The sequence below is a fragment of the Streptomyces sp. NBC_00250 genome, from assembly GCF_036192275.1.
Taxonomy (GTDB): domain Bacteria; phylum Actinomycetota; class Actinomycetes; order Streptomycetales; family Streptomycetaceae; genus Streptomyces.
Genome location: NZ_CP108088.1, coordinates 1,889,415 through 1,911,585, shown reverse-complemented (window position 1 = coordinate 1,911,585; position 22,171 = coordinate 1,889,415). Strand labels below are relative to the sequence as shown.

Annotated in this window: 24 protein-coding genes; 14 read left to right on the top strand and 10 right to left on the bottom strand. The window is 74.5% G+C overall.

What is annotated here, in order from left to right:
* The first annotated feature begins 43 nt into the window (after window positions 1–43).
* A complete protein-coding gene (locus OG259_RS08615; protein WP_328941714.1) occupies window positions 44–1,387 on the top strand; it encodes a hypothetical protein in 1,344 nt (447 codons plus the stop codon).
* A 7-nt stretch (window positions 1,388–1,394) separates the two neighbouring features.
* Here the strand turns inward: OG259_RS08615 and OG259_RS08610 are convergent, their stop codons facing one another.
* A complete protein-coding gene (locus OG259_RS08610; RefSeq protein ID WP_328941713.1) occupies window positions 1,395–2,240 on the bottom strand; it encodes a methyltransferase domain-containing protein in 846 nt (281 codons plus the stop codon).
* Window positions 2,241–2,331: 91 nt separating this feature from the next.
* Window positions 2,332–2,850 (bottom strand): GNAT family N-acetyltransferase, encoded by a 519-nt coding sequence (locus OG259_RS08605; RefSeq protein ID WP_328941712.1) that lies wholly within the window; start codon window positions 2,848–2,850, stop codon window positions 2,332–2,334.
* A gap of 227 nt (window positions 2,851–3,077) precedes the next feature.
* Here OG259_RS08605 and OG259_RS08600 point away from each other — a divergent pair, with 227 nt between their 5' ends.
* The 3 genes from OG259_RS08600 (at window position 3,078) to OG259_RS08590 (ending at window position 6,898) form a co-directional block, all read left to right on the top strand.
* Complete coding sequence (locus OG259_RS08600; protein WP_328941711.1) at window positions 3,078–4,331, top strand: sulfite oxidase; 1,254 nt, start codon at window positions 3,078–3,080, stop codon at window positions 4,329–4,331.
* Between the two features lie 130 nt (window positions 4,332–4,461).
* On the top strand, window positions 4,462–5,694 hold the full coding sequence (locus tag OG259_RS08595; RefSeq protein WP_328941710.1) for an aminotransferase class I/II-fold pyridoxal phosphate-dependent enzyme: 1,233 nt from the start codon (window positions 4,462–4,464) through the stop codon (window positions 5,692–5,694).
* A gap of 145 nt (window positions 5,695–5,839) precedes the next feature.
* Window positions 5,840–6,898 carry an MBL fold metallo-hydrolase gene (locus tag OG259_RS08590; protein ID WP_328941709.1) on the top strand — a complete coding sequence of 353 codons (1,059 nt, stop codon included), beginning with the start codon at window positions 5,840–5,842 and terminating at the stop codon, window positions 6,896–6,898.
* Here OG259_RS08590 and OG259_RS08585 read toward each other — a convergent pair.
* Window positions 6,878–7,543, bottom strand: a complete 666-nt coding sequence (locus OG259_RS08585) for a DedA family protein (RefSeq protein WP_328941708.1) — start codon at window positions 7,541–7,543, stop codon at window positions 6,878–6,880. The two genes, OG259_RS08590 and OG259_RS08585, sit on opposite strands and share 21 nt — an antisense overlap.
* 34 nt (window positions 7,544–7,577) lie before the next feature.
* A complete protein-coding gene (locus tag OG259_RS08580) occupies window positions 7,578–8,357 on the bottom strand; it encodes an MBL fold metallo-hydrolase (protein ID WP_328941707.1) in 780 nt (259 codons plus the stop codon).
* A 136-nt stretch (window positions 8,358–8,493) separates the two neighbouring features.
* Between OG259_RS08580 and OG259_RS08575 the strand changes: the two genes are divergently transcribed.
* From OG259_RS08575 to OG259_RS08555, 5 genes are all read left to right on the top strand, one after another.
* Entirely contained in the window at window positions 8,494–8,910 is a 417-nt protein-coding gene (locus tag OG259_RS08575; protein WP_328941706.1) for a hypothetical protein, read from the top strand.
* A gap of 173 nt (window positions 8,911–9,083) precedes the next feature.
* Entirely contained in the window at window positions 9,084–11,225 is a 2,142-nt protein-coding gene (locus OG259_RS08570) for a phage holin family protein (protein ID WP_328941705.1), read from the top strand.
* A gap of 168 nt (window positions 11,226–11,393) precedes the next feature.
* Window positions 11,394–11,780, top strand: a complete 387-nt coding sequence (locus OG259_RS08565) for a hypothetical protein (protein ID WP_328941704.1) — start codon at window positions 11,394–11,396, stop codon at window positions 11,778–11,780.
* Between the two features lie 61 nt (window positions 11,781–11,841).
* Complete coding sequence (locus OG259_RS08560; protein WP_328941703.1) at window positions 11,842–12,075, top strand: hypothetical protein; 234 nt, start codon at window positions 11,842–11,844, stop codon at window positions 12,073–12,075.
* A 77-nt stretch (window positions 12,076–12,152) separates the two neighbouring features.
* Window positions 12,153–12,596, top strand: a complete 444-nt coding sequence (locus OG259_RS08555; RefSeq protein ID WP_328941702.1) for an alpha/beta-hydrolase N-terminal domain-containing protein — start codon at window positions 12,153–12,155, stop codon at window positions 12,594–12,596.
* On the opposite strand, the gene OG259_RS08550 is transcribed toward OG259_RS08555, so the two are convergent.
* Both OG259_RS08550 and OG259_RS08545 read right to left on the bottom strand, forming a co-directional pair.
* Window positions 12,580–13,329, bottom strand: a complete 750-nt coding sequence (locus tag OG259_RS08550; protein WP_328941701.1) for an IclR family transcriptional regulator — start codon at window positions 13,327–13,329, stop codon at window positions 12,580–12,582. The two genes, OG259_RS08555 and OG259_RS08550, sit on opposite strands and share 17 nt — an antisense overlap.
* Window positions 13,330–13,576: 247 nt before the next feature.
* Complete coding sequence (locus OG259_RS08545) at window positions 13,577–14,785, bottom strand: low temperature requirement protein A (RefSeq protein WP_328941700.1); 1,209 nt, start codon at window positions 14,783–14,785, stop codon at window positions 13,577–13,579.
* Window positions 14,786–15,046: 261 nt separating this feature from the next.
* On the opposite strand from OG259_RS08545, the gene OG259_RS08540 reads away from it, so the two are divergent.
* Window positions 15,047–15,469: a hypothetical protein gene (locus OG259_RS08540; RefSeq protein WP_328941699.1), complete on the top strand. Its 423-nt coding sequence runs from the start codon at window positions 15,047–15,049 to the stop codon at window positions 15,467–15,469.
* Here OG259_RS08540 and OG259_RS08535 read toward each other — a convergent pair.
* Window positions 15,459–16,286, bottom strand: coding sequence for a helix-turn-helix domain-containing protein (locus OG259_RS08535; RefSeq protein WP_328941698.1), 828 nt, complete (start codon window positions 16,284–16,286; stop codon window positions 15,459–15,461). The genes OG259_RS08540 and OG259_RS08535 overlap by 11 nt on opposite strands.
* A gap of 91 nt (window positions 16,287–16,377) precedes the next feature.
* Here OG259_RS08535 and OG259_RS08530 point away from each other — a divergent pair, with 91 nt between their 5' ends.
* Together OG259_RS08530 and OG259_RS08525 are read left to right on the top strand one after the other, a co-directional pair.
* Entirely contained in the window at window positions 16,378–16,683 is a 306-nt protein-coding gene (locus OG259_RS08530; RefSeq protein ID WP_266898696.1) for a 4a-hydroxytetrahydrobiopterin dehydratase, read from the top strand.
* 66 nt (window positions 16,684–16,749) lie between these two features.
* Window positions 16,750–17,496 (top strand): class I SAM-dependent methyltransferase, encoded by a 747-nt coding sequence (locus OG259_RS08525; protein WP_328941697.1) that lies wholly within the window; start codon window positions 16,750–16,752, stop codon window positions 17,494–17,496.
* 18 nt (window positions 17,497–17,514) lie between these two features.
* Here OG259_RS08525 and OG259_RS08520 read toward each other — a convergent pair whose 3' ends face one another.
* Window positions 17,515–18,453 carry an NmrA family transcriptional regulator gene (locus tag OG259_RS08520; protein WP_328941696.1) on the bottom strand — a complete coding sequence of 313 codons (939 nt, stop codon included), beginning with the start codon at window positions 18,451–18,453 and terminating at the stop codon, window positions 17,515–17,517.
* 95 nt (window positions 18,454–18,548) lie between these two features.
* On the opposite strand from OG259_RS08520, the gene OG259_RS08515 reads away from it, so the two are divergent.
* Together OG259_RS08515 and OG259_RS08510 are read left to right on the top strand one after the other, a co-directional pair.
* The gene (locus OG259_RS08515; RefSeq protein ID WP_328941695.1) at window positions 18,549–19,481 is read left to right on the top strand and encodes an AraC family transcriptional regulator; all 933 of its coding nucleotides are present in this window, start codon (window positions 18,549–18,551) and stop codon (window positions 19,479–19,481) included.
* 120 nt (window positions 19,482–19,601) lie between these two features.
* On the top strand, window positions 19,602–20,549 hold the full coding sequence (locus OG259_RS08510; RefSeq protein ID WP_328941694.1) for a class I SAM-dependent methyltransferase: 948 nt from the start codon (window positions 19,602–19,604) through the stop codon (window positions 20,547–20,549).
* 34 nt (window positions 20,550–20,583) lie between these two features.
* On the opposite strand, the gene OG259_RS08505 is transcribed toward OG259_RS08510, so the two are convergent.
* A complete protein-coding gene (locus tag OG259_RS08505; protein WP_323181603.1) occupies window positions 20,584–21,051 on the bottom strand; it encodes an RICIN domain-containing protein in 468 nt (155 codons plus the stop codon).
* Window positions 21,052–21,170: 119 nt separating this feature from the next.
* Window positions 21,171–21,959: an aldo/keto reductase gene (locus tag OG259_RS08500; RefSeq protein WP_328947026.1), complete on the bottom strand. Its 789-nt coding sequence runs from the start codon at window positions 21,957–21,959 to the stop codon at window positions 21,171–21,173.
* Between the last annotated feature and the right edge of the window lie 212 nt (window positions 21,960–22,171).

The window sequence follows — 22,171 nt, the reverse complement described above, 5'->3', positions numbered from 1 at the left end:
CCGACGGGCGCCCGTTCCGCGCAGGAGGCAGGAGGTACGGGAAATGGCGCGCACGCGCGAGGTCTACTCCTACGACTACGCGACCGACTTCGGGCTCAGCGGCTTCGCCGGCGCGCTGTGCGCCCGTGCGACGCTCCGCCTCGACGAACCGGTCGTGCTCGATCTCGCCACGTCCGCGGCGGAGGACGACGACCACCAGCTCGGCGCGGACGTACGACTCCTCCTCGACTCGCCGCTGCCCGACGAGGTGCTCCACACGGTGTGGCTGGCGGCCGTACGCCGCTGCTTCGACCCGGCCGAGGAGGGCACGGCCGACCGGGGCACGGCCGACCAGGGCATTGCCGAGCACGGCACGGGCACCCGGGCCTGGCTGGAGCGGGTCGCGGAGCTGTGCCCGCCGCGCGCACCGGAGCGCGACCCGTACGAGGCGCGGTCCCTGGACGAGGCGCGGCCCGTGGTGCCGGAGGGGGAGCTGCGGACGGCCGTGGCGGCGGAGATCGAGTCGGCCGCGGCGGGTCTTGAGCTCCGCGTCGCCGTACCGGGGATCGTCCCCGCCCTCCTCCGGGTCGTGCGCCAGTCGGATGCCGACCTAGGGTTCCGGCTGTTCCTGAGGGCGCTCAAGGCGTACTCCGTGCCCGTCGACGCGGACACGTACGAGCGGCTGCTCGCCCTCGGGGACAGGCTGGCCCACCCCCGGGCCGCCGTCCATGACGAGCTGGCCGTGCGCTGGCGCCCCCTCGATCCGGGCCTTCGCGACTTCGCCTCCGGCCGGTTCGGGCTGCCGATGCTCGCGGCCGCTCTCCACGGGTCGGAACGGACGTACGGCGGCAGCCCGCGCGAGCACATCCAGCGGATCGCCGACGACGGCCCGGGCCGCACCCCCGGTGCCTACGCCGCAGTACTCCTCGACGACGTGTGGCGCCTGCTCGACTCCGCCCTTTCGGAGCAGGCGATCGGTCTGCTCTGGCGGACCGCGGCCGGGCGTCTGAACGTCCTGGACGAGGACGAGTTCGACACCGACGGGCGGGACTGGCTCGACCAGGTCTCCCAGGTGTGCCACGCCCACCTGGCGGAGGTCGACCCCGCCTACGCGCCCTTCCTGGCCCCTGCCAGGACCGAACTGACGGAGGCGGTGCTGCGGGAGGTGCGCGACGCGGTCCACGTCGGGGCGGAGCAGGTACGAGGGGCGGCTCGGGTCCTGGAGGACGTGGTCACGGCGGTCGACCCGGACCTCGGCTTCCGCCTCCTCCTCCAGGTCCTGACCGCGTACGAGGTCCCCGTCGGCGAGGCCCGGCGCGTCCGCTACCGAGCGCTCGCCGCGCAACTCGGGTTCAGCGAGGACCACGTGGACGACCGGCTGCCCGACGACCGCCGCGGGGTCTCGTAGCCGGCCCTCAGGACACCCGGCACAGGATCTCGCCGTGCGGGACCATGAACCACGCGTCCTCCCGCGTGCCCCACTCCCGCCAGGCCTCCGCGATCGACGTCAGCTCGGCGGCGGTCGCGTGGCCGCCGGACACGGCCAGGTCCGCGTAGTCGGAGCCGGTCGTACGGTCCGCCCACAGTCCGCTCCACCAGGCGCGCTCGTCGGGCGTGGCGAAGCACCAGGTGGCGGCGGTCGTCGTGACGTCGGTGAAGCCGGCCTGCCGCGCCCAGGAGAACAGGCGCCGTCCCGCGTCCGGTTCGCCGCCGTTCGCGCGGGCGACCCGGTGGTACAGGTCCGACCAGTCGTCCAGGGCGGGCCGTTCGGGGTACCAGGCGAAGGCGCCGTAGTCGCTGTCGCGGGCCGCCACGACACCGCCGGGGCGGCACACCCGGCGCATCTCGCGCAGCGCCTGGACCGGGTCGCCGACGTGCTGGAGGACCTGGTGGGCGTGGACGACGTCGAAGGAGTCGTCGGGGAAGTCCAGGGAGTGGACGTCGGCGACGGCGAACTCGATGTTCTCCAGGCCGCGTTCGGCCGCCACGGCACGGGCCTTCGCCAGCACGCCCTCGGCCGCGTCGACCGCGGTCACCCGGCCCGGCGCGACCAGCGCGGCCAGGTCGGCGGTGATGGTGCCGGGTCCGCAGCCCACGTCCAGGACGTCGAGACCGGCCGAGAGCGCGGGCAGCAGATAGGCCGCGGAGTTGGCGGCGGTCCGCCAGGTGTGCGAGCGCAGGACGGACTCGTGGTGACCGTGGGTGTAGACGGCCGTCTCATGGGCCGCGGGGTGCGCGGAAGGGGCGGAGGCATGCGTCATCGGAGCGACTCCCTCGGTGTGGGTGCGTGCTCACCACCGTACGCACGGATGTCGAATGATGAGACCCATGTCTTGGGATGTGGACATCGGTTCAGGCGAACAGATCGCGCCGGTACCGGAGTTCTTCGAGGATCCGGCCCCCTGTCTCCTCCTGTACGACCTTGCCGTCCGGTCGCCAGCCCGCGGCCTCGTAGAAGCGACGGCCCCGCGTGTTCCCCGCGAGCACCCAGAGCGCCGCCGTGCGGAACCCGGCCTCCACGAGCGCCTCCGTGGAGGCCGCGAGGAGGGCCCGGCCGACTCCGGTGCCCCACACCTCCGGCAGGGCGTAGAGCGCGGCCAGTTCGGCCGTGGTCCCCGGGGCGAACTCCTCGTCCGGCCAGGCCCGGAAGCAGGAGAAGGCCCGCACCTGCCCGCCGGTGTCCGTCGCGACCAGGACCCTGGGCCGGTCCGGGGCCGTGAGACGGGCCCGCCACACGGCGGTCCGCTCCTCGACGTCCAGGGCGTCCAGGTAGGGGCGGGGGAGCAGGTCGCGGTAGGCCGCGCGCCAGGACAGGACGTGCACGGCGGCGACGGCCGCCGCGTCCTCGGGAAGTGCTTCTCGTACGGTCATGCGGCATTGTCGGCCGAACGGCACCCGGACCGCCTCCGTGATTCGGCGCGCCGCCCCCTTCGGCGGCCGCTGCCGGTCCGGCCGTGCGCGCCGGCCCCCGTCGTCGGCCACCGACCTGACGAACCCCCTGTGACAGCACCGTGAACGGACCGTCCGGACCCCCTCCGCGCGCCTAGGATCGGCCGCGCCGCCGCCCGGCGGCGCGCCCCCCTGTGCCGAGGAGTCCCGTGCCGAACTCGCCCGCGCCCGTCCGCCGCTCCCTGCTCAAGGTCCTCGCAGCGGCCCCCGCGGTCTCCGCCCTCGGCGGGCTCGCCGCCGCACCCGCACACGCGACGCCCCGGGCCGGCGGAGCCACCGGCCCCGCCGGTCCGCCGCCCCCGTCCGGGGGCACCCTCGCCGCGCCCGGCATCGTCAAGGCCCTCCCCGCCGAGCACTTCACCGTCCGGGGCACCAACGCCGAGGCGCGCTTCGACGGCTTCGCGGACACCGGTTCGCTCACCCCCGTGGACCGCTTCTTCGTCCGCAACCACACCACCACCCCCGTCCTCGACGCCGCCGACTGGCGCCTGACCCTCTGGGGCGACGGACTGCACGGCCGCGGCCCCGTCCACTTCACGTACGGACAGCTCCGCGACCTGCCCTCCGTCACCCGTACGGCCCTGATCGAGTGCGCCGGAAACGGCCGCAGCCTCTACGCGAGCCAGCAGGGCGAACCGGTCACCGGCACCGCCTGGACCCTCGGGGCCGTCGGAGCCGCCCGCTGGCGCGGGGTGCGCCTCGCCGACGTGCTCCGGCGGGCCGGGATAGCCCGCGACGCCGTCGACCTCCAGCCGCGCGGCCTCGACGACCCGTACATCTCCGGCGGCGTCGACCACGGCCGGGTGCGGCGCCCGCTGCCGGTCGCCAAGGCCTTCGACGACGTGATCCTCGCGTACGAGATGAACGGCGAGCCCCTCCCGTACGACCACGGTCACCCGGTCCGGCTCGTCGTGCCCTCCTGGGTCGGCATCGCGTCCGTCAAGTGGCTCGGCGACATCGAGGTCTCCACCCGCCCGCTCAGCTCGCCCTGGTCCACCGACTGGTACCGCCTCTTCGGCCCCGCCCACCCCGAGGGCGGCTCCACCCCGATCAGCCGTCAGACGCTCAAGTCCGCCTACCAGCTGCCCTTCGGCGCCACGCTGGAGGCCGGTCGCGTCCACCGCCTGACGGGCCGTGCGTGGTCGGCACTCGCGCCCGTACGGACGGTGGAGGTGTCCACGGACGGTGGGGCGCACTGGCGGCGGGCCCACCTCCACGACACGCCCCGGCGGGACGGCTGGGTGCGCTGGAGCGTGCCGTGGCACCCGCGCGGCACCGGGCCGGTCACCCTGCTGTCGCGGACCACCGACGCCGCCGGCAACACCCAGCCCGAGCGGGCCGTCCACAACACCCAGGGCTATCTCTTCAACGCGATCGTGCGCCACCCGGTGACCGTCGTCTGACCCCTGGCGGGGTGCCGCTCACTGTCCGTCGCCCGAAGCGACGCCTGGAGCGGCGGAACCGTCCGAACCTTCGTATAAAGGGCACGGGGGTGCCGTGCCGGCGCCCCCGTGCGCTCAGGAGGTACGGGACATGCGGCAGACGGCTCCGGACGGCCGTGGCCCGGTGCGCTACGGCCCTCCCGCCCCCGACACCGGCCTCCCCGTCCTGCCGGGACTCGCCGGACTCCTCGCGGCCGCCGCCGGACGGACCACCCCCGAGCCGCCCGGCGGCGGCCCCGTCCTGCGCGAGGCCGCCTCCGGCTACTGGTGGCGCCGGGGCCTGCGCACCCACCCCGAGGACGTCGTGGCGGGCCCCGGCGCCCCCGCGCTGCTGCTGGCCCTGATCGCCGCCCACGGCGGCGACCTCCTCCTGCCCCGGCCCTGCCCCGCCTGGTGGACCCCGCAGGCCCGCCTCCTCGGCCGCCCGGCGTACCACGTGCCGACCCCCGCCGAATGCGGCGGCGTCCCCGACCCGTACGCCCTCCTGGAGACCGTCCGGCGGATCCGCGCCGAGGGCGGCACCCCGCGCGTCCTGCTGCTCTCCGTCGCCGACGACCCCACCGCCACCGTCGCCCCGCCCGAACTGGTCCGCGAGGCCTGCGAGGCAGCCGTCGGCGAGGGCCTGCACGTCATCAGCGACGAGACCTGGCGCGACACCCGCCACCACCCCGAGGACACCGTGCTCCTCAGCCCCGCCGAGATGTGCCCGGACGACGTGACGGTCCTGTCCGACCTCGGCGGCGCGCTCACCCCGGCCGCCTGGCCCTGCGCCGTCGCCCGCTTCCCGCCCACCGACCCGTCCCGCGCCGACCGGTGGACCGACCGCAGGGCCCGCGTCCTCGACGTGCTCACCGCCCTCGGGGCCGTCGTCCCCGGGCCCGTCGCCCCCGCCGCCGCGCACGCCCTCGACGAACCCGAGGACGTCACCGTACGGGCCGGGCGCGCGGCCGCCGTCCACGGGCGCCTGGCCGCGGCCGCGCACCGCGCCGTCCTCGCCGCCGGGGCCCTCGCCCGGCCTCCGCAGGCCGGCCGCCACCTCTACGCCGACCTCGGGCCGCTGCGGGCCGGTCTCGCGGCCAGGGGCGTCACCGACTCCCTGGAGCTGGAGAGTCATCTCACCGCGCGGCTCGGCGCCCCGGCGACCGGCGGCCACCGGTTCGGCGACGAACTCGGCGCCCTGCGCGTCAGGTTCGGCACCGGAATGTTCCTGGGGAGCACGGAGGAGGAACGGGCGGAGACGCTCGGGGCACGCAACCCGGAGGAGCTTCCCCATGTGGCACAGAGACTGGCGGAGTTCGGAGGAGCCCTGGAGGAACTCCGGTGACAGAGCCCCGAGATGACCTCCGACGGCAATCCCCACCCCGTAGCGCGCCCGGGCGAAGCGCCCCGCACCGGCGAAGCGCCCCGCGCAGGTGGAGCCCCGCCCGCCCCGCACGATCCGCAAGAGCCGCGCAGAACGGAGCCCGCAGATGACGGAACGGACGGCACACCCCGCGCGGCCCGCGCAGGCCCCGCACCAGCCCGACCCCGCCACAGCTCCGGCTCCCTCGCCCGCCCCCGCCCCCGTCCTCCAGCCCCTCGGGCGGCTGCGCCTCGACTGGCCGCGCACCTTCGCCGACCGGCTCACCGCACCCCTCCCCGGCGTACGGGCCCTGGCGCGCCTGGCACGCGAGGGTGCCGTACGGCCCCGCCCCGAAGGCCTCCGCGACATCCCGCTGCTGCCCTTCGAGCCGGGCCCGCTACCGCCCACCGGGCCCGACACCCTCGCCATCACCTGGGCGGGGCACGCCAGTTGGGTGGTGAGGCTGGGCGGGCTCACCGTCCTCACCGACCCGGTCTGGTCCCGCCGCATCTTCGGCACCCCCGCCCGGCTCACCCCCGTCGGCGTCCGCTGGGAGGACCTGCCGCACGTCGACGCCGTCGTCATCAGCCACAACCACTTCGACCACCTCGACGCCCCCACCCTGAAACGGCTGCCCCGCCACACGCCGGTCTTCGTCCCGGCCGGCCTCGGCCGCTGGTTCGCCCGCCGCCGCTTCAGCCGGGTCACCGAGCTCGACTGGTGGGAGGCGGCCGAACTCGACGGCGTGCGCTTCGACTTCGTCCCCGCCCACCACTGGTCCAAGCGGACCCTCCTGGACACCTGCCGCTCCCTGTGGGGCGGCTGGGTGCTCACCGACCGGGCCGGGCGACGCGTCCACTTCGCGGGGGACACCGGCTACGGCCACTGGTTCGCCGAGATCGGCCGCCGATACCCCGGCATCGACCTGGCGCTGCTCCCCATCGGCGCCTATGACCCCCGCTGGTGGCTCAGCGACGTCCACACCGACCCGGAGGAGGCGGTCCGCGCCCACCAGGACCTGGGGGCGCGGCGGATGGCCCCCATGCACTGGGCGACCTTCGTCCTGTCCTCCGAACCGGTCCTCGAACCCCTCACCCGGGTCAGGACCGCCTGGGAGCGGGCCGGGCTGCCCCGGGAGGACCTGTGGGACCTGCCGGTCGGCGGCTCACGGGTGCTCGTGGCCTGACACCTCGCCGGCCTTGGGCCCTCCTCGGACCCGCCGCCAGAGGGCGGGCGCCGCACTGATGAGCACCGTGAGAGCCACCGCGGCCACGACTCCCTGCCAGGGCTCCGGGAAGAGCGAACCGCCGAGGATTCCGATCAGCTGGTACGTGGCCGCCCACGCGAGACAGGCCGCCAGGTCGCCCCGGACGAACCGCCGCAGCGGCATCTCCGACAGCAGGCACGCCAGCATCACGGGGATCCGCCCCGCCGGTACGAGCCGGGACAGCACGAGCACCTGCACCTGATGGGTGTCGAGGCGCTCCTGCGCGTGGGCGAGCCGGTCGGGCGTCACCCGGCCCCGCAGCGCGGCGAGCCACCGCGAGCCGTTGTGGGAACGGACCCCGCGCTGCCCGAGCCAGTAGAGGGCGGTGTCTCCGAGGAGCGCGGCGAACGCGGCCACCAGGAACACGAGGAGCAGCGCGAGCGGCGACTCCTGGTGGAACGCGACCACCGCCGCCGAACTGACGATCGCCCCCGTCGGCACGACCGGCACGAGCGCGCCGAGCGCCACGAGGAGGAACAGCGACGGATAGCCGACGGCCTGCTGCGTCGACTCCGGGGGCAGCTCCCGCACCGCCGCCGCGATCCCGGTGAGCCCGTGGATCACCGGGCGACCTCCGGCCGGACCGTCGTCGCGCGCCTCACCGGGCGACCTCCGGCCGGACCCGCTCGCCGTGGGCGAGCAGATGCACCGCCACCTTCGGCGCGAGCCGCGCCGCGTGCCGTACGAACTCGTCCCCGGGTGCGTGGAACTCGTGCGGCCGGATCCCGTCGAGCCCGATCGGCCAGTACGTCCCGTAGTGCACCGGGACCGCCGCCGCGGGCGACAGCGCGGCGAGCGCCTCGGCGGCCCGGCCCGCGTCCAGGTGGCCGTGTCCGAGGTACGGGCCCCAGCCGCCGACCGGCAGCAGCGCCACGTCCACCGGTCCCACCGCCTCCGCCATCCCGTCGAAGAGCCCGGTGTCGCCGGCGAAGTACGTCCGCGCCTCGCCCTCGACGACGTATCCGAGCGCGGGCGCCCGGTGCGGCCCGACCGGCAGTCGCCGCCCGTCGTGGAGCGCCGGCACGGCCCGCACCGTCACGCCCTCGACCGTCACCGTGTCACCCACCTCCACCTCGGTCAGCCGCAGCCCGTTCCCGTCGAGCCTGCGCAGCCCCGGCACGGCGGCGGGGGCACCCCGCGGCACGACGAGGAGCGTCCCGGGCGCGAGCCGGGCCAGCGAGGGCAGGTGCAGATGGTCGGAGTGCAGGTGCGAGACGAGGACGACCTCGGCGACCGCGGCCTCGGGCGGCGGCAGGGCCCCGCGCCGCCGCCGCAGATGCGCGAGCCGCCGGGCGAACAGCGGATCGGTGAGGAAACGGACCCCGGAGTCCTCGACCGTGCAGGTCGCGTGACCCCACCAGGTGACCTCCACCGGCATGCCGCCTTCCGTCGTCGCGGGCGCCGGCCGCCGTTCACGATGTCCGCGGTCGTACCCTCACTCCGTATCGAGGGTAAATGTCCGGAGCGTGCCCCGGAGGATGTTCGGCCGTGCCGTCCCGCAGTAGGGTCGGCCCATGGACGACGTTCGGGTGGCGGCGATCGCCAGCCTCACCCCGCTCGAAGAGCTGGACAGCGAACCCTTTCTTGTCGACACGCGCGGTCAGCACGCGGTGTGCGCCCGCTGGGCCGACGACAAGGGGTACGTGGTCGCCCGCCAGCTGCTGTTCTACGGAATCAGGCCCGACCACGAGGCGCTGTGGGCGGACGTGGAGGCGGGGGCGGTCGACCTCTTCGTCGCCGCCAACGAGCGGGTCCTCGCGCGCGCGTTGACCTCCGTGCCCGGCTTCCGCGCCGAGTGCGCGCGGCGCGGGGTACGGGTGGAGACCGCCTGTCCCGACGAGCCGGCGTACGAACCGACGTACGACGCGGCGGCCAAGGCGGGGGTGCACCGGAGGCTCTCCATGCCGACGGCCGGGTACGACGGCTGCTGAGCCGTCGCACCCGGTACGACGGCTGCCGAGCAGTCGTACCGTCCCCCTACGCACACGACCGCCCCGACGTGCGACCTGACACACCCGGGCCGGTCGCCCTCACCCGTTTTCCCCGCCGATCGTGGGCGTTGTGCCACGCTTGAGGCAGGAAACGGGCGAAAGGTGAAGCGGGCGTGGGTGACGGGCGATGGGGTGGCGCCGACCGCTGGCGGTCCGCGGGCAGTGCACTCGGGCGGGTGATCGTGGTGTGGGCGGTGTCCACGCTCACGATGCTGATCCTCGCCGGGCTGCTTCCCGACTTCGAGCTGCAGTCGGCCGACGGCGACAGCTTCACGAGGACGGCGCTCACCGCCGCCGCGGCGGCCGGCGCGTTCGGTCTGCTCGGCGCGCTCGTGTGGCCGGTGATCGTGCGGGCCCTGCTGCTCGTCCCGGCCCTCGTCCTCGGCCTGCTCGTCTTCTTCCTCAACGGTTCCCTGCTGCTCGTCGCGCTCTGGCTGATCCCCGACGGGCGCGGCGCCGCGAACCCCGAGACCGCCGTCGTGGTCGCCGCCGTCATGTCCGCCGTCGCCTCGGCGACCTCCACCGGCCTCGCGGTCCGCGACGACGACGCCTACCGGCGCCGTCTCTACCGGCTGACCGGTCGCACCCGGCCCCGTGCGTCGGACGGCGCGCCCGAGCAGGTCCCCGGCACGGTCTTCCTCCAGCTCGACGGCGTCGGGCACCACGTCCTGCGCGGCGCCGTCGCCGACGGCCTCATGCCGACCGTCGCGGCCTGGCTGGACGCCGGCCACCACCTCACCCCCTGGCGCACCGACTGGTCCAGCCAGACCGGCGCGAGCCAGCTCGGCATCCTGCACGGCTCCAACGAGGACGTGCCCGCCTTCCGCTGGTACGAGAAGGACACCGGCCGACTCATGGTGTCGAACCGCCCGGCCAGTGCGGTGGAGCTCCAGCGCCGGGCCGTGCGCCGCACCGGGGACGGCGGCCTGCTCACCTTCGACGGGGCCTCGCGCGGCAACCTGTTCAGCGGCGGCGCCGACCAGCTCGCGCTCGTCCTGTCGATGGCCGCCCGGCGCGGCCCTCGCAACCGTTCGCGCGCCGGCTACTTCGCGTACTTCTCCGACCCGGCCAACGCCGTCCGTACCGCCGGATCGCTGGTCACCGAGTGCGTCCGCGAGATGTTCCAGTCCACCCGGGCGCTGCTGCGCCGCGAGACCCCGAGGGTCTCGCGCGGCGGCACGTACCCCTTCGTCCGCGCCTTCGCCACGGTCGTGGAGCGGGACGTCGTGGTCTCCGCCGTGATGGGCGACATGCTCGCCGGGCGGACCGCCGTCTATGCCGACCTCGTCGCGTACGACGAGGTGGCCCACCACTCGGGCCCGCACGGCCGGGACACCGACCAGGTGCTGCGGCGCCTCGACCGCTCGATCGGGCTGATCGCCACCGTCGCCGAGCACGCCCCCCGCCCGTACCGGATCGTGCTCCTGTCCGACCACGGGCAGAGCCCCGGCGAGACCTTCGAAGGGGCGTACGGGCTGACGCTCAAGGAGCTGGTCAGGGCGGGCTGCGGCCTTCCGGTGCCGCGCCGGGTGCGCCGGACCCGCAGCGGCTCGGAGGCGCGCGACGCGGCCAGGGACGCGCTGCGTCTCGCGCTGCACCGGCCGGTGGACGAGAGCGGCGAGACGGCGCGGGAGCTGCCCGCCCGGCCCTCCGAGCCGGTCGTCCTCGCCTCCGGCAACCTCGGTCTCATCTCCTTCCCCGACGTGCCGCACCGGATGACCCGGGAGGAGATCGACCGGCGCCACCCGGCCCTGCTCCGCACCCTGGCGCACCACCCGGGCGTCGGCTTCGTGCTCGTGGCGAGCGCCGAGCACGGCTCGGTGGTGCTCGCCCGCGACGGAGTGGAGGTGCCGGTCGCGGAGCTCGACGACGGGGGCCCGCTCGCCGTCTTCGGGCGGGGCGCGGCGCGGGCGGTACGGCGTACGGACGGCTTCCCGCACGTCGCGGACATCATGGTCAACTCGATGTACGACCCGGCGACCGGGACCGTGCACGCCTTCGAGGAACAGATCGGCTCCCACGGCGGCCTCGGCGGCGAGCAGTCGCACCCCTTCCTCCTCTCGCCGCCGGAGCTGTCGCCGCCCGTCGGCGCGGGGGAGGAGCTGGTCGGCGCGGAGCACGTGCACCGGGTGCTGCGGCGCTGGCTGCGCGAGTGCTCCGGGCCGCAGGTGCCGCTGGACATCTCACCGCCCACAGGCGGGTCGGAACCACTTCTTCCGGTTGACGGGCCGGTCGCGCAGGACAAGAACCACTGATGTGTACGTCCTGACGGCCGACGTGACCGCGGTACGACGGTGGTGCGGCTGCCGCGCGACCACCGGTGTGGTGAATCGGTGAACAAGGGGCCCCACCCGTAGGCCGCACGGGCGGATCTCGGCCCCGGGACGCCGTGCCGCGACCCCGGCGGGGCAGTACGGATCAGCGTGAGCCCCGCGCCCGAGCCGACCCCCGCGTCCGCCGCCCCGGCGGACCGCCCGGCGCGCCCGGACCCCCGAGGGCGCCGCTGGATCGTGCTGCTCCTCGTCCTCGCCGCCCTGTTCGGCACCGGGGCCGCCGGCCTGCTCACCGGCGGCGCCGAACTCCGGCCCGCCGCCGCGTCCCCGGCGTCCGACCCGAGCGGCGAGACCCACGAGCCGGCCGCCACCGAGGCCGGACTCCCCGGCCGCTCCCGACGGCACCGGACGGGCCTCCGCCCGGTCCGGCCCCAGCGCCTGCGGCACGGCGCCGCCAGGCACCGCAGGACCCCGGCCCCCGCCCCCGTACCCGCCCCGCGCGGCGACGCGCTCCGGTGCGTGGTGATGCGCTGCTGAGAGGCCCACGCCTCCGCGCAGTCCCCCCACATCACCCCTCCGCACCATGAGGAGCTTCGCCATGCCCGTCGACCCGTTCGCCGTCCTCCAGGCCCTGCTGCGCGCCGAGGCCTCCCGGGCCCAGCGCTCCGGACATCCGGCGCCCGAGCCCGCCGCCCCGGCCGCCGCCCCCGCCCCCGCCCCGGCTCCGGCTCCGACTCCGGCACCCGAGCCGCCCACGTACCGGGACGAGCCCACGTACGGGAAGGAGGCGTACCGGAAGGAGTCCACGTACCGGGAGGGCCCCGTCCGCTGACCCTCCGTCACGCCCCGACGCGGGCCACGGCGAAATCCGATCTGCGTACCGGTGTTCGGGCGTGCGAGGGTGTTCCGATGACCTCGACCGACCGGAACACCAGCCCCGATCGGTCCGCCGGACCCGCGTCCGGCGGGGAGCCGGAGACCGCGCGAGGCCCCGAAGCCACCGCCGGCGCCCCTCCCCGTCCGCCCCTCCCGCGCCGCGCCGCCGACCGGCTCCTCGCCTTCGCGCAGCGCCCCTACCGGGACCGCCCGGACCCCTCGTACCGCATCCGCCGCCGGCCCGACCTCGTCGCGCTCTGCTTCGCCACGGTCTTCCGGTCGAGCCTCACGCCCTCCCTGGTGCCCCGCCCCCGGTACCTCCAGGGCGTCGTCGGCGGGATCACCGCCGTCATCGGGTACCTCCTCGGATCCGGCCTCGCCCGGATCGTCCGGGCCCTGCCGGGTGCCGGGTGCCGGGCGACGGGGTACGGCCGCCGCGTGACCAGCCCCGGGCCGGGCGTCAGGTCAGTACGGTGAACGCGTGTTCCCTCAGGCCCCGTTCCAGCCGCTCGCGCAGCCGGACCGCGGTCGAGCCGAGGCGGTCCTCCTCGCTCACCGGCAGTGAGAAGCCCACCGCCGAGTGCACCCCGCCCACCGTGATCGGCACGGCCCCGCACACCGTGCCCAGGAGGTACTCCTCCCGCTCGACCACCGGCGCGCCCCGGCGGACCCCGGCGAGCCGGCGCATCAGCGCCTCCTCGTCCCGAACCGTCCGCGGCGTCAGCCGGCTCACCGGCCGCCGCGCCAGATAGGCCCTGCGGTCCTCCGTGTCCAGCTGTGCGAGCAGGCACTGCCCGAGCGCGTGGGCGTGGGCGGTGGCGCGGAACTCCGCCCACTCCTCGACGGCCGGGCGCCCCGGGGTGTCCACCACGGCGGCGAGTTCGACCTCCTCCCCGGCCAGGACGGCGTAGTAGACGGGCGCGTCCAGATCCTCGCCCAGCATCCGCAGCCACTCGGGAAGCCGGGCGCCCTGCATCCGCCCCGCCCCCGTGAGCCGCGGCGCGGCGGGCCCCAGCCGGAACGCCCCGCGCTCGTTCCGCAGATGTCCGTCGTGGACGAGGGTGCGCAGCAGGTGGTACGTGGTGGGGAGCGGCAGGCCCGCCATGCGGGAGAGACGCTTGGCGGTGAGCTCGCCGTGCTCGGCGACGAGTTCGAGGAGAGCCAGGGCGCGCCGGACGGAGCCTATGAGAGTGGGGCCGGTGGGAGGCATGGGGCCAGTGTGACGACGCAGACGCGTCGGCGTGGTCCCGGCGCACAAGCCTTGTCCGATCGGCCCGGCGCGGTACGCAGGAGCGCGACGATCCTCCAATCCGGCGGCGGGGACGTGCGGTGCCGTGGGCCTCGGGGCTCGCTCTCGGACCCCTCCGCCGGGCCCCTGCCGCACGACGTTGCCCTCCTGGTCCGCTGCCTCTGCCCCCTCGGCCCTCTGCGTCTGCCCCCTCTCGCGGCCCTCTTCCTCAGGCCGCCTCCACGGCCTCGAACGTCCGGTCCTGCCGGCGGCCGTGCAGCCAGACCAGGGCCGCCGCGACGGTGGCGAGGGCCACGAGCGCCACCATGGCCGGGACGAGGCCGACGAGCGGGCCCGCCGCCAGACAGCACACGCCGCCCGCGGCCAGCGCGGTCGGCCGCCGGCCCGTGGTGCGCAGCACGATCGCCGCCGCCCCGAGGAGGTACACCCCGACGCCACCCGTCAGCGACCAGGCGACGACCCCGTGCAGCGGCTCGGCGAGGCCGTAGTGGCCGGTGTCGGCGACCTGTTGGAGGACCTTCTTCATACCGAGCGCGCACAGCACCACACCCGCGACCAGCGGAAGGTGCAGGAAGGTGTACACGTCCCGTGCGAACCGTGTGCGCTCGTCGCCCTGGAGACCGGCGAGCCGGTGCTCGGCCGCCTCGCCGAGCTGCCGGAAGTACAGCCGCCACAGCCCGGCCGACAGCAGCAGCCCGGCGGCCGAGGCACCGAGCACGGCGAAGGTGAGCGGGAGCCCGGAGACGCCGACGCCCATCGCGACGATGGACTCGCCGAGCGCGATGATCACGATCAGACCGTGGCGCTCGGAGAAGTGCCCGGGGGAGTTGACCCGCCAGCCGGAGCCGCCGGTGACGAAGATGCCGAGGTAGTCGACGACCACCGCCCCCAGCCACAGCAGGAGTTGGACCCGTCCGCTGTACGCGCTGCCGATCAGGAGCAGCACCAGCGGCGGGACGACGGACGTCAGGGCCGTACGGCGCAGGGTGGCGCGCAGGGCGGGGTCGCCGGGGCTGGAGATCCAGTACGAGACCAGATGCAGGGCGCGCACCGCCCCGTAACAGAGCACGAACACCAGCGGCGTCGACAGCCCGCCCGGCTCGTCCGCGAACACGTCCGGAACCGCGAGCGACACGATCAGGACGACGGCCATGACCGTGACGAGGACCCCGAACAGGGCGCCGGAGTCGGCCCGTACGACGTTCCCCAGCCAGGCGAAGCAGCACCAGCACCACCACAGCAGCGCGAGCACGACCATCGCGCCGACCACCCGCACCGGCGAGGGTGCGGCCGCCATCAAGGCGGTGACCTGGGTGATCGCGTACACGAACACCAGGTCGAAGAAGAGCTCCGCGGGCGTCACCGCGTGATCGTCCCCGGTGGCCACCATGCGGGCCCGTTCCCTGTTCCACGCCATGTGTCTCTCCCCCTCCGGGGCGACCACTCCCGGCCACCCCGGCGCGAACAATACTCACGCAAGGGGACCGACGACGCGCTGTTCCGAATCCGACCGGAGGGCCCGGGAACGCCGCCCCGTCGCACGCGCATTACCCCTCAGGTAATCGACCCCCTCCGCCCCGCCCGGCATGCTCATGAACACCGGAACCCGGGCGGCGCACTCCGCTCGGGCTCCGGGGCCACCACCAGCGCGAACGTCCCCCATGGAGGGTGATCCGTCATGTCCCAGGCCCTGCTCGCCGGTCTTGCCCGCACCACCCGACCCCAGTCCGCGGTGCGCCGCTTCCTCGCCCTCGACGCCGTCGTCACCGGAGCCAACGGGATCGCCTACGCCGTCGCCTCCGGCCCGCTCGGGGAGTTCCTCGGGGTCGACGCGGGTCTCCTGCTCGAACTCGGCGTCCTGCTCGCCGTGTACGCCGCCGGCGTCGCCTGGCTCGCGAGCCGCCCGCAGCCCCCGGCGCTCGGCGTGAAGCTCGTCGTCGACATCAACGCGCTCTGGGCCGTCCTCAGCATCGTCGCCCTCGTCGCCTGGCTGGAGCCGACCACCGCGGGCCTGGTGTGGACGCCGATGCAGGCGGCCACCGTCGGCGGCTTCGCCCTCGCCCAGTGGGCGGCCCTGAGGGCCGTCACCGCTAGCCGCTGAACGGCGGCAGAGCCTGGAGGTACGCGACCGTCGCCGGGTCGGCCGGGAGGAACGTCTCGATGGCCAGCTCGGCGACCGTCACGTCCAGCGGGGTGTTGAAGGTCGAGATCGACGACACGAAGGACAGCACCTGCCCGTCGTGCTCGATCCGCAGCGGCAGCGCGAAGTACGGGTACACGTCCTCCGGCCCGGGGGCGCTCGACGCGCCGTCGGCGTCCGTGCCGGGCGGCAGCGGATACGCCGACACCTCCTCGTACAGCGCACGCAGCGACTCCGAACGGGCCAAGCCGATCTGACGCTCCATCTGGTGCAGCAGATGCCCGCGCCACTCCGGCAGGTTCCGGATCCTGGGCGCCAGACCCTCCGGGTGGAGGGTGAGCCGCATCGCGTTCAGCGGCGACCTCAGCAGATGCTCGGCGACCCCGTCGAGGAGCAGCCCGATGCCCCGGTTGGCCGCCACCACCGTGTACGAGCCGTCCACCACCAGCGCCGGATACGGCTCGTACCCCTGCAGCAGCCGCTCGATGCCCTCCCGCAGCGTCTCCAGCCGCGGGGCGTCGAGCGGCGACTCCGCGTACCGGGGCGCGTACCCTGCGGCGAGCAGCAGCGCGTTCCGCTCGCGCACCGGCACCTCCAGATGCTCGGCGAGCTTCAGCACCATCTCCTCGCTGGGCCGGGAGCGCCCCGTCTCCACGAACGAGATGTGCCGCGCCGAGGAGTCCGCGCGCAGCGCCAGCTCCAGCTGGCTCAACCGCCGCTGCTCACGCCAACCGCGTAGCAGCGGCCCTACCCCCGTGTCGCTCACGACAGTTGTCATGGCCAGACGGTATCCCAGAGGGGGACCCGGGTACTTTCCCCCTGGGACCCCTGTCCGTCACCCGCGCCACCCGACCGGAGGGAGCACCGCCGTGCCCACACAGCCGCTGTCGCAGAAGGAGATCGAGGACCGACTGCGGGAGCTCCCCGGCTGGTCCGTCGGAGACGACCGCCTCACCCGTGAGTACCGGCTCGGCGACCACTTCGCGGCGACCGCGCTCGTCGTCCACGTGGCCCAGATCCAGCAGGAGCTCGACCACCACTCGGATCTGACCCTCGGCTACAACACCGTCGGCCTGTCCGTGAACACCCACTCCGCCGGCGGAGCCGTCACCGAGAAGGACTTCGAACTCGCCGAGCGGGTGGAGAGGATCGCCCCGGGCCACGGAGCCGCCTGACGTACGGTCACCTCTTCCGCTTCCTCCCGTGATCACTCGCTTCGCCTTCCTCGTACGATCATGGGCATGGCGGAGACCGTGCTCGACTACGAGGCCGAAGCAGCGCACTACGACCGGACCCGGGGCGGGGTGCCCCGGGCCGGCGCGGCGGCCGAGGCCGTCCTGCGGCTCGTGCCGCCCGGCGCCCGGACCCTGCTCGACCTGGCCTGCGGCACCGGCCTCGTCACCGAGCGGCTCACCCGGCCCGGACTGCGCGTGTACGGGGCCGACGCCGCCCACGCCATGCTCCGGGTCGCCGACGGACGCGTACCCGGCCGGGTCGTCCGCTCCGACGCCCGTCGCCTGCCCCTGCCCGACGCATCCGTGGACGCGGTCGGCGCCGTCTGGCTGCTGCACCTCGTGCCGTTCGCGGCGGAGATCGTCACCGAGGCGGCCCGCGTCCTGCGCCCCGGCGGCGTCCTCGTCGCCACCGTCGACAAGGACGCGGCCCACGACGTCGGCAGCGACATCGACGAGATCCTCCGCCCGCACCGCTCGGCCGCGGCGGCCTCCGACCGCGCGGACCTGATCACCGGACACGCCGCCGCCCACGGCCTCGAACCCGCCCCCGGCACCCACTTCACGGGGTACGGCCAGGGCGCCACCCCGCGCGACACCGTACGGAAGCTGCGCGCCGGGTACTTCGCCTCCTGGTTCCCGGGCGACCCGGCGACCGCCGAGACGCTCGTCGCCGCCCTCGCCGCCCTCCCGGACCAGGACCGCCCCCGGGCCGAACCCCGGTACCGGCTGGCCTGCTTCGTCCGCCGGGGCTGAGTCCCGCGCGGAACGGGCTCAGGCCTCCTCCCTCGCCCAGGTCGCGTCCGCGAACGCGGTGAAGGAGCGCGGCTCGCGGCCCAGGACCCGCTTGACCCCGTCCGTCACCGAGGCGTTGTGGCCGTCGAGGAGCGTCGCGAAGAGCCCCGCCAGCCACGCCGCCTCCGGAGCCGGGAGACCGAACCCGGTGAGGAGCCCGGCGTAGTCGGCCTCGGACACCGGCTGGTACGCCACCGGACGGCCCGAGGCACGTGCGATCTCCGCCGCCACCTCCGCGAAGCCCACGGGCCGGGGCCCCGTCAGCTCGTGCACCCGCCCCGCGTGACCGTCCGACGTCAGGGTCTCGACCACCACGTCCGCGAGGTCGTCCAGGTCGATGAACGGCTCGGCCGTGTCCCCCGCCGGGAAGACGATCACGCCCTCCGCGAGCCCCTCCGCGAGCAGCCCCTCGGAGAAGTTCTGCGCGAAGAACGAGGCCCGCACGACGGCCAGTTCCGCCCCGTCGGCCGCCGCACGCAGGGCCTCCTCCGCCACGATCGCCTCGGGCTCCCCGCGCCCGGACAGCAGCGTCAGCCGCCGTACGCCGTTCTCCACGGCCAGCCGGCCGAAGGCCTCCATCGCCTCGACCGCGCCGGGCGCGGCGAGATCCGGGTAGTAGGCCACGTACGCGGCGTCCGCGCCCCGCAGCGCCGGGGCCCAGGTCTCCGGGGCCTCCCAGTCGAACGGGGTCGCGCCGGTACGGGACCCGGCGCGCACGGTCACCCCGCGCGCCGCGAGCCGCTCGGCCACGCGCCGCCCGGTCTTGCCGGTGGCGCTCGTGACGAGAACCGTCTGCGTGCTGTCGCTGCCCTGAACGCTCACCGTGTGCTCCGTGTTCTCCGTGTGCTCGCTGGTCTCCGTGTTCTCCGTGTTCTGAGTGGCCTGCGTGGTCTGCGAGTTGTTCGTCTGCGTCGTCATGGTTCAAGACTCCCGCCCAGGGCCCCCACAGCCCATGCTCCGCAGTCTCACGCCCCTACGCGTCCGTCTCACCCGGCCGCCTACCCTTACGACCCATGGACGCACTCGCCGGACTCCTCGACGGACCCCGCGCCCGGGGCGCCTTCCTGCTCCGCATGATCATGGAACCGCCGTGGTCCGTGCGCATCGAGGACGGCGCCCCGATCTGTCTGATGTGCGTCACCGAGGGCGAGGCCTGGATCGTCCCCGACAGGGGGGAACCCGTCCTGCTGCGGCCCGGGGACATCGCCATCGCCCGCGGTCCGGAGCCGTACACCGTCGCCGACGCCCCCGACGCCCCGCCACGCGCCGTGATCGGCCCCGACGGCGACTGCACCACCCTCTCCGGGGAGCCGCTCGCCGAGACCATGCGGCTCGGCGTCCGCACCTGGGGCAACGCCCCCGACGGCGGCACCACGCTCCTCGTCGGCACCTACCGGATGGACGGCGAGGTCGGCCGCCGGCTGCTCGACGCCCTGCCGGGGCTGCTGCACCTGCCCGCCGAGGAGTGGAACTGCCCGCTCACGCCCTTCCTCGGCGAGGAGATCGCCCGCGACGAACCCGGCCAGACCGCCGTCCTCGACCGGGTCCTCGACCTGATGCTCATCACCGGCGTCCGGGCCTGGTTCTCCCGGCCCGGCGCCGAGGCCCCCGCCTGGTACCGGGCCATGGGCGACCCGGTGGTCGGCCGTGCGCTCCGGCTCCTCCAGAACGATCCCGCCCACCCCTGGACCGTCGCGTCGCTCGCCGCGAAGACGGGCGTGTCCCGGGCCGCGCTCGCCCGCCGGTTCACCGAACTCGTCGGCGAGCCCCCGATGGCGTACCTGACCGGCTGGCGGCTCGCGCTCGCCGCCGATCTGCTGCGGGAGACCGACGTCACCGTCGAGTCCGTCGCCCGTCAGGTCGGCTACAGCGGCGCGTTCGCGCTGAGCGCCGCGTTCAAGCGGGTCAGAGGGGTCAGCCCGCAGGAGCACCGCGCCGGCGGGTGATGTTCCGGGCAAGCTCCGGGCAAGGCGGCGGGGTGACGTCCCGGGCAACACGGGATCGATCTTCTTGCCGAAACGGCAACACTTCTCGCACTCCCGGCCGACTCACCGCACGCTGGACCCATGAGTCAGCACACCGCATCGCACCACGACCACCCCCACGGCGAGGGGCACGGTCACCGGCACGCACCCGGGCACAAGCAAACCCACGGGCACGACCATGACGGCACCCATCTGGACTGGAACGAACTCGGTCCCCTCCTGGAGCGACAGGCCGAGATGGAGGGCTCCGCCTACGCGGACGCCGCCGCCTGGCTCGGCACGCTGGCCCCGGTGCCGGGCGTCCGCCGGATCCTCGACGTCGGCAGCGGCCCCGGTGTCGTCACCGGCATCCTCGCCGAGGCCTTCCCGGCCGCCGAGGCGGTCGCCGTCGACGGCACCCCCGAACTCCTCGTCCGCGCCCGTGAACGTGCCGAGGCACGCGGCCTCGGCGGCCGGGTCTCCACCCTCCACGCCGAACTCCCCGAAGGCATCGCCGACCTGGGGAAGGCCGACCTGATCTGGGCGGCCAACTCCCTGCACCACATCGGCGACCAGCGGGCCGCGCTCGCGGAGTTCGCCGGGCTGCTGAACCCCGGCGGCCTGATGGTGCTCGTCGAGGGCGGGCTGCCCGCCCGGCACCTGCCCTGGCACATCGGCTTCGGCCGACCGGGCCTGGAGGCACGCCTCGACGCCGCCAACGCCGACTGGTTCGGCGAGATGCGCGCCTCGGTCCCCGGGCACAAGGACGAGCCGGACGACTGGCGGGCGCTCCTCGCCGACGCGGGCCTCACCCCCGCCGGCACCCGCACCTTCCTCACCGACATTCCCGCGCCGGTGTCCCCGGTCGTCCGGGAGCTGGCCCTCACCCACTACGGGCGGATCCGGGACGGCTTCGGCGACCGGCTCGAAGCGGACGACCGGGCGATGCTCGACCGGCTCCTCGACCCGGCCGACGAACTGTCCCTGCACCACCGCACGGACCTGTTCCACCTCACGGCCCGCACGGTCCACACCGCCCGCAAGGGCTGAGGACCACCGCGCCCGCCCGCCGTACCCCGGCGGGTCAGGACACCGGCTCCAACCGCCACCACTGGAACGGGGAGTCGGTGTCCTCCCACTGCCGTACGTTCCCGCCGTCGTCCTTCGAACCGTCGGCGACCTCCAGGAACAGCCCGCTGATGAAGCTCACCAGAGCGACCGTCCCCGGCGACTGGAGGTCCTGCTCGATGATCCACTCCTGCGCACCGAAGTTGTTCGCCTTCCACTGCTGGATGTTGGCGCCGTTCTCCGTGGAGGCGTTGGCGACGTCGAGCCGCTTGCCGCTGGCCTCGTTGACCAGGTGGTAGAGCCCGCCGCCGTTCGGCACGGCCGTGATGCGCCAGTGCTGCCCGGGCGTGCCCTTCTCGGCACCCTGCTGCACATTCGCGCCGCTGCGGCTCGACCCCTCGTACACCTCCAGAAGCAGCCCACTGGCCACGTTCCGCACCCGGTAGAGGCCCTCCTCGACGGGCACCGGAGAACCACCGCTCACCGAATCGACTCCCTCACTCGCCACTCCGCTCCAAGATCCGCCGTCGACTCTATGCCGGGGGTACGACAACGGCGCCGAGGTCCGGGTGGACCTCGGCGCCGTCGTCGTCACGCGACCGGTCAGGCGCCGAACTCAGCGGGGTTCGGGCCCAGCCGACGGTTCTCGTCGAGCGCGGCGATCGCCGCCAGGTCCTCGGCGTCCAGCTCGAAGCCGAAGACGTCGATGTTCTCCTGGATGCGGGACGGGGTGACCGACTTCGGAATCACCACGTTCCCCAGCTGGAGGTGCCAGCGCAGCACGACCTGGGCCGGGGTCCGCCCGTGCTTCCGGCCGATCGCCACGATCGCCGGTACGTCCAGGAGCCCCTTGCCCGAACCCAGCGGCGACCACGCCTCGGTCGCGATGCCGTACCGGGCGTGGGCCTCGCGGGAGGCCTGCTGGGGGAGCTGCGGGTGGAGCTCGATCTGGTTGACGGCGGGCACGACCGAGGTCTCGCCGATCAGCCGCTCCAGGTGCTCAGGGAGGAAGTTCGAGACACCGATCGCCTTGGCGCGGCCGTCCGCGTGGATCTTCTCGATCGCGCGGTAGGTGTCGACGTACGCGTCCTTCGAGGGCACCGGCCAGTGGATCAGGTACAGGTCGACGTAGTCGAGACCCAGCTTGTCGAGCGAGGCGTCGAAGGCCTTCAGCGTCGAGTCGAAGCCCTGCTCGCTGTTCCACAGCTTGGTGGTGACGAACACGTCCTCGCGGGCGATCCCGGACGCGGCGACGGCACGGCCCGTGCCCTCTTCGTTCCCGTAGATCGCGGCGGTGTCGATGGAGCGGTAGCCGGCCTCCAGAGCGGTCGCCACGGCCGCCGCGGCCTCGTCGTCCGGCACCTGCCAGACACCGAAGCCCAGCTGCGGCATCCGGACGCCGTTGTTCAGGGTGACCGAGGGAACCTTGCTGTCCGTGCTCACGTGGGAGGGATCCTTACGTTGTCGCGGGTCTTGCGTAGCTATTCCAAGCGTCAACGATCACGGGCCGCCTCGCATTCCACTTCCCGCATTCCGCTTCCCGCATTCCGCTTCCCGTTCTTCTCCACTCCCGCATTCAGCGTTCCGCTTCCCGTGCTCCGCCC

Bases quoted from the DNA above. Each gene is read 5' to 3' on its own strand.
- OG259_RS08525 (WP_328941697.1), top strand. From the start codon at position 16,750: ATGGCGGAGACCGTGCTCGACTACGAGGCCGAAGCAGCGCACTACGAC.
- OG259_RS08535 (WP_328941698.1), bottom strand. From the start codon at position 16,286: ATGACAACTGTCGTGAGCGACACGGGGGTAGGGCCGCTGCTACGCGGT.
- OG259_RS08545 (WP_328941700.1), bottom strand. From the start codon at position 14,785: ATGGCGTGGAACAGGGAACGGGCCCGCATGGTGGCCACCGGGGACGAT.
- OG259_RS08515 (WP_328941695.1), top strand. From the start codon at position 18,549: ATGGACGCACTCGCCGGACTCCTCGACGGACCCCGCGCCCGGGGCGCC.
- OG259_RS08595 (WP_328941710.1), top strand. From the start codon at position 4,462: ATGCGGCAGACGGCTCCGGACGGCCGTGGCCCGGTGCGCTACGGCCCT.
- OG259_RS08520 (WP_328941696.1), bottom strand. From the start codon at position 18,453: ATGACGACGCAGACGAACAACTCGCAGACCACGCAGGCCACTCAGAAC.
- OG259_RS08575 (WP_328941706.1), top strand. From the start codon at position 8,494: ATGGACGACGTTCGGGTGGCGGCGATCGCCAGCCTCACCCCGCTCGAA.
- OG259_RS08615 (WP_328941714.1), top strand. From the start codon at position 44: ATGGCGCGCACGCGCGAGGTCTACTCCTACGACTACGCGACCGACTTC.
- OG259_RS08555 (WP_328941702.1), top strand. From the start codon at position 12,153: ATGACCTCGACCGACCGGAACACCAGCCCCGATCGGTCCGCCGGACCC.
- OG259_RS08605 (WP_328941712.1), bottom strand. From the start codon at position 2,850: ATGACCGTACGAGAAGCACTTCCCGAGGACGCGGCGGCCGTCGCCGCC.
- OG259_RS08560 (WP_328941703.1), top strand. From the start codon at position 11,842: ATGCCCGTCGACCCGTTCGCCGTCCTCCAGGCCCTGCTGCGCGCCGAG.
- OG259_RS08510 (WP_328941694.1), top strand. From the start codon at position 19,602: ATGAGTCAGCACACCGCATCGCACCACGACCACCCCCACGGCGAGGGG.
- OG259_RS08500 (WP_328947026.1), bottom strand. From the start codon at position 21,959: ATGCCGCAGCTGGGCTTCGGTGTCTGGCAGGTGCCGGACGACGAGGCC.
- OG259_RS08580 (WP_328941707.1), bottom strand. From the start codon at position 8,357: ATGCCGGTGGAGGTCACCTGGTGGGGTCACGCGACCTGCACGGTCGAG.
- OG259_RS08610 (WP_328941713.1), bottom strand. From the start codon at position 2,240: ATGACGCATGCCTCCGCCCCTTCCGCGCACCCCGCGGCCCATGAGACG.
- OG259_RS08540 (WP_328941699.1), top strand. From the start codon at position 15,047: ATGTCCCAGGCCCTGCTCGCCGGTCTTGCCCGCACCACCCGACCCCAG.
- OG259_RS08590 (WP_328941709.1), top strand. From the start codon at position 5,840: ATGACGGAACGGACGGCACACCCCGCGCGGCCCGCGCAGGCCCCGCAC.
- OG259_RS08550 (WP_328941701.1), bottom strand. From the start codon at position 13,329: ATGCCTCCCACCGGCCCCACTCTCATAGGCTCCGTCCGGCGCGCCCTG.